The 12,497-nt window shown below is 55.6% G+C and carries 13 protein-coding genes; 6 read left to right on the top strand and 7 right to left on the bottom strand.

Going from position 1 to position 12,497, the window contains the following annotated elements:
* Window positions 1–5 precede the first annotated feature (5 nt).
* Window positions 6–1,709, top strand: coding sequence for a methyl-accepting chemotaxis protein (locus SIB88_RS00670; RefSeq protein WP_101246891.1), 1,704 nt, complete (start codon window positions 6–8; stop codon window positions 1,707–1,709).
* A gap of 96 nt (window positions 1,710–1,805) precedes the next feature.
* Here the strand turns inward: SIB88_RS00670 and SIB88_RS00665 are convergent, their stop codons facing one another.
* The 5 genes from SIB88_RS00665 to SIB88_RS00645 all read right to left on the bottom strand — a co-directional run bounded on the left by SIB88_RS00665 (window position 1,806) and on the right by SIB88_RS00645 (window position 5,099).
* The gene (locus SIB88_RS00665) at window positions 1,806–2,567 is read right to left on the bottom strand and encodes a hypothetical protein (RefSeq protein WP_412559072.1); all 762 of its coding nucleotides are present in this window, start codon (window positions 2,565–2,567) and stop codon (window positions 1,806–1,808) included.
* A gap of 177 nt (window positions 2,568–2,744) precedes the next feature.
* Window positions 2,745–3,470 carry an LrgB family protein gene (locus SIB88_RS00660; protein WP_101246893.1) on the bottom strand — a complete coding sequence of 242 codons (726 nt, stop codon included), beginning with the start codon at window positions 3,468–3,470 and terminating at the stop codon, window positions 2,745–2,747.
* Window positions 3,467–3,835, bottom strand: a complete 369-nt coding sequence (locus SIB88_RS00655) for a CidA/LrgA family protein (RefSeq protein ID WP_412559071.1) — start codon at window positions 3,833–3,835, stop codon at window positions 3,467–3,469. Before SIB88_RS00655 ends, SIB88_RS00660 begins: the two co-directional genes overlap by 4 nt.
* 150 nt (window positions 3,836–3,985) lie before the next feature.
* On the bottom strand, window positions 3,986–4,321 hold the full coding sequence (gene arsC / locus SIB88_RS00650) for an arsenate reductase (glutaredoxin) (RefSeq protein WP_412559070.1): 336 nt from the start codon (window positions 4,319–4,321) through the stop codon (window positions 3,986–3,988).
* 70 nt (window positions 4,322–4,391) lie between these two features.
* Entirely contained in the window at window positions 4,392–5,099 is a 708-nt protein-coding gene (locus tag SIB88_RS00645) for a regulatory protein RecX (protein ID WP_412559069.1), read from the bottom strand.
* A 94-nt stretch (window positions 5,100–5,193) separates the two neighbouring features.
* On the opposite strand from SIB88_RS00645, the gene SIB88_RS00640 reads away from it, so the two are divergent.
* The 5 genes from SIB88_RS00640 to SIB88_RS00620 all read left to right on the top strand — a co-directional run bounded on the left by SIB88_RS00640 (window position 5,194) and on the right by SIB88_RS00620 (window position 10,292).
* Window positions 5,194–5,988 carry an ABC transporter permease gene (locus SIB88_RS00640; RefSeq protein WP_101246896.1) on the top strand — a complete coding sequence of 265 codons (795 nt, stop codon included), beginning with the start codon at window positions 5,194–5,196 and terminating at the stop codon, window positions 5,986–5,988.
* A 268-nt stretch (window positions 5,989–6,256) separates the two neighbouring features.
* Window positions 6,257–7,414, top strand: a complete 1,158-nt coding sequence (locus SIB88_RS00635) for an aspartate aminotransferase family protein (protein ID WP_101246897.1) — start codon at window positions 6,257–6,259, stop codon at window positions 7,412–7,414.
* A 23-nt stretch (window positions 7,415–7,437) separates the two neighbouring features.
* Window positions 7,438–8,355 (top strand): ornithine carbamoyltransferase, encoded by a 918-nt coding sequence (gene argF, locus SIB88_RS00630; protein WP_101246898.1) that lies wholly within the window; start codon window positions 7,438–7,440, stop codon window positions 8,353–8,355.
* 160 nt (window positions 8,356–8,515) lie between these two features.
* Window positions 8,516–9,517 carry an Hsp33 family molecular chaperone HslO gene (locus SIB88_RS00625; protein WP_412559068.1) on the top strand — a complete coding sequence of 334 codons (1,002 nt, stop codon included), beginning with the start codon at window positions 8,516–8,518 and terminating at the stop codon, window positions 9,515–9,517.
* Window positions 9,518–9,695: 178 nt separating this feature from the next.
* Window positions 9,696–10,292 carry a hypothetical protein gene (locus SIB88_RS00620; RefSeq protein ID WP_101246900.1) on the top strand — a complete coding sequence of 199 codons (597 nt, stop codon included), beginning with the start codon at window positions 9,696–9,698 and terminating at the stop codon, window positions 10,290–10,292.
* 114 nt (window positions 10,293–10,406) lie between these two features.
* Here SIB88_RS00620 and SIB88_RS00615 read toward each other — a convergent pair whose 3' ends face one another.
* Window positions 10,407–11,456, bottom strand: a complete 1,050-nt coding sequence (locus SIB88_RS00615) for an alpha/beta hydrolase family protein (RefSeq protein WP_412559067.1) — start codon at window positions 11,454–11,456, stop codon at window positions 10,407–10,409.
* Between the two features lie 169 nt (window positions 11,457–11,625).
* Window positions 11,626–12,480, bottom strand: coding sequence for a universal stress protein (locus tag SIB88_RS00610; protein ID WP_412559066.1), 855 nt, complete (start codon window positions 12,478–12,480; stop codon window positions 11,626–11,628).
* Window positions 12,481–12,497 lie beyond the last annotated feature (17 nt).

The following is a 12,497-nucleotide window of genomic DNA, read 5'->3' as shown; positions in this document are numbered from 1 at the left end:
AGAGCATGTCCAAAAGTCTGGTTTTGAAAGTTGCGCTTGCCGCCGTTCTTATTTTGATGAGCGGGATAATCTTGCTGGGTATTCTGATCATGCAACGCGTCGATCAGAAAGTCGCAGCCGACAGCATCGCGTCGCAGAAGCTTAACCTGCGCATTGCCGCGATGTTGCTTCAGGATGCCAATCCTGATTTCAAAATGACGATCAGCAAGGATGGCGAGACATCCAACCTGATCATGAATGAAATCCCCGACCTGTCATCCCATGAACTGATTGATCGTATTGGTACCGCTACCGGCGAAACCGCGACAGTCTTTGCCTATGTACCGGCAGAACAGGACTTCGTGCGGGTATCGACCAATATCATCAAGCCTGATGGCAATCGTGCAGTTGGCACGATGCTTGGCAAAGGCAGTGCTGCCTATGAGCCGATCATGTCAGGCAAAACCTTCCGGGGTGAGGCGCTTATTCTCGGGACTGAATATATCACGCAATACAGCCCGATCATGAGCCCGGCCGGGGATGTGCTGGGCATCCTGTATGTCGGGATCAAAAAGGAAGACGTCGTTGCGGTTTCCGATGAAATCGCCATCCGTATCGCGGTGGTCGGTCTGATTGTGGCTGTGGCCTCGGCGGTTTTGCTGTTCCTGTTGCTGCGCTGGCAGCTTGGCCCGCTTCGGGTTCTGAGCCAGACGATTTCGCGCTTTGTTGATCGTGATTTCAGCCAGGAAGTTTCCTTTGTCGATCGCAAGGACGAAATCGGTTCGATTGCCAACGGTCTGGTGCGCTGGCGTGAAACGGCCGCGAAGATCGAAGAAGCCGAGGAAGCCCGTGCACAAGCCGAAAAACGGGCCGAGAAGGAGCGTATCGATCAGCGCAACCGTCTGGCCGTTGAACTTGAACAATCGATTGGCCAGATCGTGACATCGGTGCGTGAAGCAACCGGCGGCATGATGCAGTCGACCTCAAGAATGCGGGAATCGGCCAACCATTCGGTCAGTCAGAGCCAGAAGGTTTCTGATGCGGCCAATGATTCGGCACGGAACGTTCAGACCGTTGCAGCCGCGACCGAAGAATTGTCGGCATCGATCAGCGAGATTGGCGGGCAGGTCCGTGAATCGACGACAATTGCCGAAACCGCTGTGGGTGAAGCATCGCGGGCCAATGAAATGGTCGGCGGTCTTGCCGAAGCCGCAGAACGCATCGGCGAGGTTGTCAGCCTGATCAACGACATCGCAGCCCAGACCAACCTTCTGGCGCTCAATGCGACGATCGAGGCGGCCCGTGCGGGCGAAGCAGGCAAAGGATTTGCTGTGGTTGCACAGGAAGTCAAAAACCTTGCCAACCAGACGGCCAAGGCCACCGATGACATCGCCCAGCAGGTCGGTGCCATTCAGGATGAAACCAAGGTAACGGTCGAGGCGATCGAGAAAGTCACACAGACGATCTCGTCGATCAGCGAAATTGCCAACGGTATCTCATCCGCGGTCAATGAACAGAACGCCGCAGTCAATGAAATCGCCAATAGCGCGACCAGTGCTTCTGCCGGATCGACAGAAGTGGTTGCCAATATTGACGAAATCCACGAAGCCGCGACCAATAGCGGTGCGGCTGCCGGTGAACTGGATACCAATGTGGCCGCCCTTGCAAAACAGATCGATACCTTGCAGGGCACCGTATCGGACTTCCTGTCGCAATTGCGCGCAGGCTAAATTGCGGCCACCGGCAGGTGCCGGTTCGGACCGTGATCAATCTGACAAACGAAAAAAGGGTGGGCCAAGTCCCACCCTTTTTTATGGCTGATCTGATCAGGTGTCTGGCGCATAGCCGAAGGATGTGAAGATATCGCCGTCTTCGGGAAGCCGCACCTTGTTGATGTCCGGGAATTCATCGCGCCAGACTTCGTTGGCATAATAATTCCGATAGAATGCGGAATCCTTGCGGGCCTCCTTTGTGGATCGAGTCAGTTCCCGAAACATGCCGGATGGGGCGTCAAGATGGGGGCTTAGCGTTTGGAAAGCCTGCATCTGATCTGTGACGAAATCTTCGAATTTGATGACGGTATAGCCGATCCCCTTGTGGTCGAGCTTGTCCATCAGGTCGCGATAGGATCGCAGCTTTGCCGCATATAGTTCCAGCGGCTTATAGGTTTTTTTCGGCAAATTGTCGCGACCGACTGTTTCCCAGTCCATTTTGGCAAAATCAATCAGGCTGGCCGGCTTTTCAACAAGCAGATGATAGGGTTTCTGAAACAGACCGATCAGCCATGAAAGCGGATGGCGTACCGTAAACACAAAATGGACGTCGTCATTGACCGTCGCGACATCAAAATATGTCGCGGCATGTTTCCATTGTTCCAGAATCGGGCGGCCCTTGAAGGCAGCATCAATAAGTTGTTCTTTGCCCTTGGTCGAAATCCCCATCCGCATCATGATTGCCAAATTCTGCCGGGCTTGCGGGGATACTTCGGCCAGAACACTTGGCAGAACCACGGATTTGGAATTGCCCCTGATTACGGTCATCAGGGCGTTGGTTCCGGTATTGCGTTCGCCAAAGACTTTGATTTTCATCGCGTTCCCTTGTGATTTGCGCGACTGTCACCAGCCGGTGCAACGTCAAGAACGACAATGATAGAGGCAAGCGGTTAACAATGACACCCGTGATCGTACCATGCCTTGCCATGCATATCGCCGGACGGCGTCCGGGTAAGCCGTCCGGGGGAAGCAGTTCGGGTTGGTCGAGATGTCCTAGCCAAAGATCCAGTGCCACAGGAACGGGATGGTCAGGGCGGTGGCCATGGTATTGAGGCCCATCGCCAGACCGGAAAAGGCGCCGGCGGTTTCATTGACCTGAAACGCGCGGGCCGTGCCGATCCCGTGGGCGGCAACCCCCATGGCAAATCCGCGTGCGCGCCAATCCTTGAGGCGGGCCTTGTTCATGACCATCGGGCCAAGCGTCGCCCCGACAATGCCGGTCGCAATCACACAGACAGCCGTCAGGGCCGGAACACCGCCAATTTCATCGGCAATGCCCATGGCAACCGGGGTCGTGACCGATTTCGGGGCAAGTGATGCCAGCGTTTCCGGGCTTGCACCCAATGCCCAGGCCAGAATGACCGTGCTGGCACTGGCGACCAGTGATCCGAACAGAACCCCGAACACAATGACCGGCAATGCACGTTTAAGGGTCGCGGTCTGACGGAACAGCGGCACGGCAAGTGCCACCGTTGCCGGACCCAGCAGAAAGTGGACGAACTGTGCCCCTTCGAAATAGGTGGCATAGGGGGTGCCCGTGACATTGAGCAACAGGGCAATCAAGGCAATGGCGATCACCACCGGATTGCAGATCGGGTTGCGGTTGCTTTTCTGATAGAGCCAGAAGCCAACAGCATAGGCAACAAGGGTGATGGTCAGTCCGGTCAGCGGCTTGGCCGACAGATAGACCCAAAGCTGGGTGATATCGGCTTCGTTCATTGCGCGTCCTCCGCCTTTTCTGCCGTATCCTGTTTCGGGAACAGCTTTGACATCAGAAGAGCGGTCAGAACCATGGTCAGAAGGGTCGAGATGGTCAGGGCGGCGGCAATCGGCAACCAGTCGCCTTTAAGGCGGTCAATCTGGGTGACGACGCCAACCCCGGCCGGCACAAACAGCAATGAAAAATGGATCAGAAGATTGTCGGCGGCATCTGTCAGAACCTTGGGCGGTTTTCGTTTGACCAGAAGCCCGATGAACAGAAGAACCATTCCGATGACCGGACCGGGCACCGGCAGGTCAAACAGTTCCGAGACCACTTCGCCAAACAGCTGGCAAACAAGGATCAGGGCAAATGCAGCAATCATCAACGACCTCCCCACAGGTGTTTTGATCTGACGTTATCTGCAAGACATAATGCCTGTGAGGGTATTGGACTTTTATTAATTACGAAAAACGCCCGTGCCGATGTGGCACAGGCGTTTGAAATTACGGAATTTTGCCGCGTTGCTGCGGTCTTACAGAATTTCCAGAACGCTTTCCGGCGGGCGGCCCAGTGCGGCCTTGTTGCCATTGACCACGATCGGACGTTCGATGGCGCGCGGATGGGCGCAAAGGGCTTCGATCAGCTCTTCCCCGCGCAGATCGGCGATGCCTTCTTCCTTTGCCTCTTTCTTGCGGACGATATCTTCGGGTTTCATGCCCAGCATATCAAGAATGCCGGCAAGTTCCTGTGGGGTTGGCGGGGTGTCGAGATAGGCAATCACATCTGGCGTGATGCCCTTTTCCTCGATCAGGGCCAGGGTCTGGCGCGATTTCGAACAGCGCGGATTGTGATAGATGCGGACCATCATTTGTGGGTTCTCCGTATCATGATGTTTTAGGAGGCGTTTGAGCCAGTCATAAACAGCTTTGCTGTTGCGATCAAATGCCGTCGATCATTGAAAGCAGATCATTAAGCTCATCAAGGTCGCTATTGATGATGCGGGTGGCGGTGTCATAGCCAAAACCCTGCCGGGCCAGGGCGGCCATGTCCTTTTCGCGCTTTTCCTCGCGGATATCAGGACGGCGCCAGGGACCAAGGCGCCGACGTCTGGCATAGGCGGCCGCCGCGGCAATATTGGGGTCCGTGCCCCGCACTTCTTCATAGGCGGCCTGATCGGCCTCGGCGCGAAGATCGCGGATGGCGTCATCAATCTGTTCGGATGCAATACCGCGTGCTGATAAATCAGCGGCAATGACGCGCATGGCTTTGCCCTTGCGCAGTAGCGATCTGGCACGACCGCGTGCATAGGCATCATCATTGATGAAGCCGGCCTTTTCACAGGCAGACAGAACCGAGTTCATCCATTGCACGGCTTCTTCGGGGTCGGTGCCATATTCGGCAACCGAAAGACGGATTTTACCGCGCATCAGCTTTTCAAGCCGGGCACGCGATGCGGCAAACCGTTCGAGATACCAGGTGGCATAATTCATCAAATAGTCACGGGTGACCCGGCGCGGACGTTTGGGTTCGCGTCTTTTGTCTTTGGCATTTTTGCCATTATTTCCGGTAAAGCGCGCGTTTCCGCCAGACGGCGATGCGCCGTCAGAGGCCAGTGTTTCCGGGCTTTGATGCTGTTTATTGACCATATCAGACAAAATGAATGAATACGCACCCTTGCAAGGATGCCCCCACTCTCCCTATTTTACGCGCAATTGTCTGCATTTTTCCGAAGGAAACTTCATGAAAGAGTTAGCCCCACGTCAGATGGGCGCGGTCAACTGGCTTGGTCTTTGGACACTTTATGCCAAAGAAGTCCGCCGGTTCCTGAATGTTCATCTGCAAACTGTTGGTGCGCCGGTTATTACCAGTCTGCTGTTTTTGGCGGTCTTTCTGCTTGCACTTGGTCGTGCGGTCGAAACCGTCAATGGCATTCCGTTTGCCACCTTCCTTGCGCCGGGTCTGATCATGATGACCATGGCACAGAACGCATTTGCCAATACGTCGAGTTCGATCATGATCTCGAAGGTCCAGGGCAATATCGTTGATGTGCTGATGCCGCCGTTATCGGCCGGTGAAATGGTTGCCGGTTTCGCGTTTGGCGCGGTGACCCGCGGGATTGTGGTTGGTCTGGCAACCGCCATTGCCATGGCATTCTTTGTCGATGTCAGCATCCATAATCTTTGGGCGATCCTGTATTTCGGGATTTCCGCATCGCTGATGCTGTCGCTGCTTGGCATTGCCGGTGGTGTCTGGGCCGAGAAATTTGACCATATCGCGGTCGTGACCAACTTTGTCGTTACCCCGTTATCGTTCCTGTCAGGCACATTTTACAGTGCCGAGAACCTGCCCGAAGCGGGCCAGATTCTGGTGCATTTCAATCCGTTCTTCTACATGATTGACGGGTTCCGCTATGGCTTTACGGGCATGTCGGATGGCACGATCATGACCGGTGTGATTGTCCTTGCGGCGGTCAATGCGGTGTTGTGGTTGTTGTGCTATCGCATGATCAAAAGCGGCTACAAGCTCAAGGCATAAAGACCTGCCAAAAGCCGCGGAAACGCAAAATTTCTTCAAAGGGACAGCCTCCGAAAGCGGATGCTGTCCTTTTTCATTTCGCGCCGCATTGGCAAACAAACGAACGGGCAAATGGATAGGCCCCGCTTCTAAGGGGTTTTGCGGCGTTGACAGGGTCAAGGAATCTCTTGATACTCCCCGGCTTCCCGGTATTCTGCCGGAGTTGACCAACTGGTCAACAAACCGATTTTTACCCTAATTGAGGAATAAAGAAGTGATTACTCCCGTCATGCCGACCTATGCGCGGGCCGATCTGGCCTTTGAGAAAGGTGAAGGACCTTATCTCTATGCGCAGGACGGCCGACGATTCCTTGATTTCGGGTCGGGTATTGCGGTCAATACCCTTGGCCATTCGCATCCGCATCTTGTTGCCAAGCTGACCGAGCAGGTCGGCAAGGTCTGGCACACGTCGAACCTGTATCGTATTCCGGGGCAGGAAAAGCTGGCGGAACGTCTGGTGGCCAATACCTTTGCCGATACGGTGTTTTTCTGTAACTCCGGGGCCGAGGCCAACGAGGCGGGCATCAAGATGCTGCGCCGCTATCAGCACGTGTCGGGGCATCCGGAAAAGAACCGTATTCTGGTTGCGACCAATGCGTTTCATGGCCGTACCCTTGGTACGCTGACGGCTGGTTACAGCGACAAGTACCGCGAAGGTTTCGGGCCGATGCCCGACGGCTTTGACCGGGTTGCTTATGGCAATCTTAATGAATTGCGCAACGCGATCACGCCCAATACCGGCGGGATCCTTCTGGAGCCGATCCAGGGCGAAGGCGGCATTTGCCGTGCGCCGGAAGGCTATCTTGAAGGTGTGCGCAAGGCGGCTGACGAGTTCGGCATGCTGGTGATGTTTGACGAAGTTCAGACCGGCGTTGGCCGGACGGGCAAGCTTTTTGCCTATGAATGGTCGGACATGATCCCCGATATCATTTCCTCGGCCAAGGGCCTTGGCGGTGGTTTCCCGGTCGGGGCGTTGCTGGCGAGCGAAAAGGCGGCCGCGGCCCTTCCGGCCGGTATGCATGGCACGACCTTTGGCGGCAATCCGCTTGCCATGGCGGCGGCCAATGCCGTGCTGGACGAAGTTTTGAAACCCGGCTTCATGGACCATGTTCTGGACATGAGCCAATTGATCCGCGACGGCCTTGCGGCCATTTCCCGGAAACATCCGGGCTTTATCGCGGAAATCCGTGGCATGGGTCTGTTGTTGGGGATGAAAACGGTCCCGACCAATGTCGATGTTGTTGCCAAGCTGCGCGAGCTCAATGTTCTGACAGTTCCGGCCGGCGATAATGTGGTGCGTCTGTTGCCACCACTCAACATCACCAAAACCCATGTTGACGAAGCGCTTGCTGCCATTGAAGCAGCGGCCGCAGCCCTGGCGAAATAAGGGCGCAGGAAGGAAGACTAACCATGACTGATATTCGTCATTTTCTTGATCTCGACAAACTGCCGTCGGGAACACTGAAAGATATTCTCGCCCTTGGCGATTCCGAAAAGGCCGGCAATGCCCCGTTTGGCGTCAAGCCGCTTGCCGGCAAGACGCTGGCGCTGATTTTTGAAAAACCGTCGACCCGGACCCGTGTTTCGTTTGAAGTCGGCATGCGCCAGCTTGGCGGTGATGTGGTGATCCTTGATGCCGAAAGCAGCCAGCTTGGCCGCGGGGAAACCATTGCCGATACCGCACGTGTTCTGTCGCGTTTTGTCGATGCGATCATGATCCGGACCACTGATGAGTCCAAGCTGCTTGAACTGGCGCAATATGCCACGGTTCCGGTGATCAATGGACTGACCGATCAGAGCCACCCGTGTCAGATCATGGCAGACCTGATGACCATCAAGGAACACAAGGGCAAGCTTGAAGGCCTTAAATTTGCCTGGGTTGGCGATGGCAACAATGTATCGACATCGTTCATCCATGCCGCGCCGAAATTCGGCTTTGCGCTTGATATGGCCTGCCCGGTTGGCTATCGCCCCAATCAGGGCCTGATTGAAAATGCCAATGCACAGGGCGGCCAGGTCCGTCTGACTGATATGGACAGTGCGCTTGAAGGGGCCGATGTGGTCGTGACCGATTGCTGGGTCTCGATGGGTGATGAAGATTACGATGCCCGCATGGCAGCCCTGGCACCCTATCAGATCAATGCTAAAACCATGGCCCAGGCCAAGGATGATGCGATCTTCATGCATTGCCTGCCGGCACACCGCAACGAGGAAGTCACCGACGAGGTGATTGACGGGCCGCAATCGGTGGTGTTTGACGAGGCAGAGAACCGCCTGCATGCGCAGAAAGGGGTTCTGTTATACTGCTTTAACGGCTTGCCATCCTGATCCTTGCGCCTAAATAAGGCAGATCGAATTTGAAGGGCGGCTTTGGCCGCCCTTTGTTATGCTGTCAGAGGTCGGGTAAAGCGTTGTGTTAACGCGCCTCGACAATCGGGGGCTTGTCTTGTTATACGGCCCCAAACACCTAACCACGCGGAAGCCGAACATGCAGATCGCTGTCGATTTTTGCCAGCCATTCACGCTGGATCATTCCAATATTCGCGGCCGCTTTACGCGCCTTGGACCGACGGTGCAGACCATTATCGGTCAGCACAAATACCCGCCGCTTGCCAATCATCTGCTGGGCGAGATCATCGGGCTTGCGGTATTGCTGTCGTCGTCGCTGAAATATGAGGGGCTTTTTACCCTTCAGACCAGCTCGGACGGGCCGATCAGCATGATGGTGGTCGATGTTGACAGTGACGGCAATGTGCGTGCCTGTCTTCGGGTCGATGAAGAACGCCTTTCGGCGATGATTGCCGAGGAAGACGGCGGCGAGGAAGCCCTGCGCGGGCAGGTTCTTAAACTGATGGGACGCGGGCATATTGCCTTTACCGTCGATCAGGGCGATGAACATGAACGTTATCAGGGGATTGTGTCGCTTGAGGGCGAGACCCTTGCCAAATGTGCAGAAGCCTATTTCCGCCAGTCCGAGCAGCTTGAAACCGCCTTCAAGCTTGAAGTGCATCGGGGTGAAACCGATGCCGACTGGTGGGTTGGCGGTCTGTTCTTGCAGAAAATGCCGGTCAGTGCATCGGGCGATGCCGCCACCCCGGAAGAGGCCGAAAAGGTTGCCGAGGACTGGAACCGTTCGACCATCCTGATGGCGAGTGCGACCGAGAACGAGCTTGTGGATATTTCGCTGTCGGCCCATGACCTGATCTGGCGTCTGTTCCATGACGAGGAACCGCGCGTTTATGAGCAGTCCGATCTTCGGTTCAAATGCCGTTGTTCGCGCGAAAAGATCGAAGGTGCGCTGGTTACCTATCCGCTTGAGGAACTTCTGTCGATGCGCGAGGAAGATACCGGCGAGGTTGGTGTTTCGTGCCAGTTCTGCAATACGCGTTATGGCTTTGACGAGGATGACTTGCGCGCCCTTAAGGCCGACGACGCCAATGCAAACGCCAAGGCAGAAGACAGCACGGCAGAAGACAGCCCGTCTGCCTGACGGATCAGATGCCCGAACACATGCCATCATGTGAAATAACAGGTATCGGGCGCGTCATAGCCTTGCCTTAATCATCATGCAACGTCACCATGGCTATAAAGCTTGTGGTGGCGTTTTTACATGGCCGCCCAACAGGTTAATTTAGGCATCGAAGTCAGAGGCAAGGGAGTTTGAAGTCATGAAGCTATTGTCCATCAATGGTCTGCGTACCGTGGTTGCGGGTGCGGCACTTGCCCTGATGGCAGCCTGCACCAGCGCACCGGTGGCAAATTACCCCGATGTGACATGGCGCCATCTTACGCCGATCGTATTTGCCGCAGGCCCGATTGAAAAAGTTGCCGCCTGGAGCAATACCGAAGACGGATCGATTGCGTCGGATCTGCCATTCAGCCTTGGCAAAATGGCGATGAACTGGCCCGATGACCGTCTTCAGACCGCAGGTACCAGCGATATGCTGCGCTATTCGGTGACCGAAGCATCAATCACGTCAAACGCGCTCAAGACCACCAAAGGCATCAAGGGCGTGTTTACCGATGACCAGTCCGACAAGATCGAACTCAAGGTCGCAGCCAAGCTTGAACTGATGGATGCCAATGGTGTGCAGAAAGGCGAAGTCCAGGCGATGGCATCGCGGTCACGCACGCTTTCGGAATCGATGTCGGTTGCCGAACGCGAACAGGCGATTTACGACGCGACAGCCGCCCTTTTGATGGATCTGGACCGCGAACTGGAACGCCAGATCAATTCCAATCTGGGGCGTTTCATCCTGCGCTAGGCCGGATATCGAAATGGTGTGACAAAAGCCCGGCAGGAAATTGCCGGGCTTTTTATTTGTCTGATGATTGGGCCGTGCCGTGATTTGTGCCTGGAATTCATGGCTTGTGGGTGGCTAGTGCGTGCGATCCAGGAAGTCGATGATCAGCCTGGCGGTTTGGTGATGGATGATTTGGCGTGTGTCATCCGGGGTGCCATCCCCGTCGCGGCAAACCACCCCGTCACCGGGAACTTCGTCGTCGAGCAAGCGGGCCGCACCCGGTTTGCACCGTGGCATAAAGCTGAAATGTGCGGCCTGTTCGATCAGATGAAACTCGGTCGAGGCGGCATTAAGATATGGCCGCAGATAGCCGGTTTCGATGGCATGGGGAATGCCGGGGTTCGGGCTTCCTGCTGCGATCAGAAGAACCGGAATGTCTATTTTTGACAGGCTTTCGGGGGTAAAGCCGCGTGCCAGCCCGAGATCGAGGCTGACGACCCGTGAGACATTGGTAATACGAAGAGATTGTGCGAGGAGCTGTTGATCGGTTTTGCTGTGACCGATGGCGAAATCGGCAACCACATCACATGCGGCAAGATCGGCATGGTTACGGCAATCGGCCAGCATCCGACTGGCATCGGTGCGTGCACCGGCAATTGCAAGTGCCGTCCAGGCCCCCAGTGAATGCCCGATAACAGCAATATCATTTGTCCTGAGCAAGGACGACCAGTCGGAATGACCGGTGAGATAGGTGATTAACTGCGCGATGTCCTGTGGGCGTTTCCAAAGCATCCGCCCGTCGAGGGCTTGCAGGTCCTTGCTGGTGGTGCCCGGGTGATTGAGGGCAGCGACAATTCGCCCGTTGCGTACAAGTTCGGTGGCCAGCCATGCCTGATTGCGCCAGTTGCCACCAAAACCGTGAGACAGAACAACCAGTGGATAGGATCCGGGCAGCGGTGTGGCACTCGGGCGTGCCTTTTCACCATGGAATACGATGTTTTCGGCGATTGTTTCTTCGGGCGTGTCATCACGTGACGGATACCAGATCACGCCAGACAGGTCGCGTTGATCGGGTCCGTTGGCAACAAGGGAGAATTTGGCAAATCCGATATCGCTGGCAAAAGCGACAGAAGGTATTGCGATCAGTAGAGGAAGAATGAAAACGGTGCATAACGCAAAGCGCATGGTGGCAGACCTTTCATGTCGATGACTTGAAGGTCAGGAAAGCGCGCATTTGCGGGGTTTGGCGTCCTGAAACGCGATTTAGGACACCATGTTGATAAAATTAATGCCCCTGTCGGCAATCAGACAGGGGCATCAAGATGGTTTTGGGTCGTGCGAGTGGTGACGCTTATCAGCGGAACATCATCACCGGCACCTGGCAGGAGCGCACCATTTCGGTGGTGGTGCTGCCAATGATCAGGTTGCGAATGCGTGAATGGCCATAGGCCCCCATGACCAGAAGATCGATCTTGTCGGTTTCGATCTTGTCCTTGATCACGTCTTCGGGTTCGCCCGATGCAAAACCGGCATCGACGCTATATCCCGCCTTGCGCAGGATGGCGGCGGCTTCATCAAGTTTTTCCTGCATGGTGTCGGTCGGTTTGCCAACCGAAAGCAAGACACAGGGAAGCCCGGTGAACAGCTTGCCGCTTGCGATGTGACGCACGGCTTTCATGACACTTTCGCCGCCATCAAAGGCGATCAGGAATTTGTTGATCGGCTTGAAAGCGCGTGATGCGACCAGAACCGGCTTTTTGGCCGCACGGACAACCCGTTCAAGGTTCGACCCCAAATGCATTTTGGCAAAGTCGGCGGCTTCGCCGCGTTTGCCAACCACGATCAGATCGGCGTCATTTTCGAACTCGGCGATGCTTTCGATCAGATCCCCGTGGCGCAGCTTGGTGCCGACATTGGCAAGACCGGCATCTTCGAGACCCGTTTTGGCTTCTTCAAGCAGCAGGCGGCCGCGTTTGAGTTCGAGCTTGTTTTTCTGCTCGTCAAGATCGGCCAGTTCCTTGAGAAGTGCGGTGCGCGCACCGAGTTTCAGATTGCCGCTCAGATCGGTTGGTTCGGAGCCGACCGAACGACGGCCCAGAACATGCATCAGGTCAATGGATGCATTGGTGCGTTCCGCCACCCAGCGGGTAAGGTCACATACACTTTGCGAATAGCCTGAACCGTCAATCAGTGCGATCAGATGGGTCATTGATCGTTTCCTTTTCC

Origin of the sequence: Thalassospira sp. MIT121401, assembly GCF_047125595.1 — a bacterium.
Taxonomy (GTDB): Bacteria; Pseudomonadota; Alphaproteobacteria; order Rhodospirillales; family Thalassospiraceae; genus Thalassospira; species Thalassospira povalilytica.
Note: the sequence above shows the minus strand (reverse complement) of the source record. Positions and strands in the feature narration are given on the sequence as shown.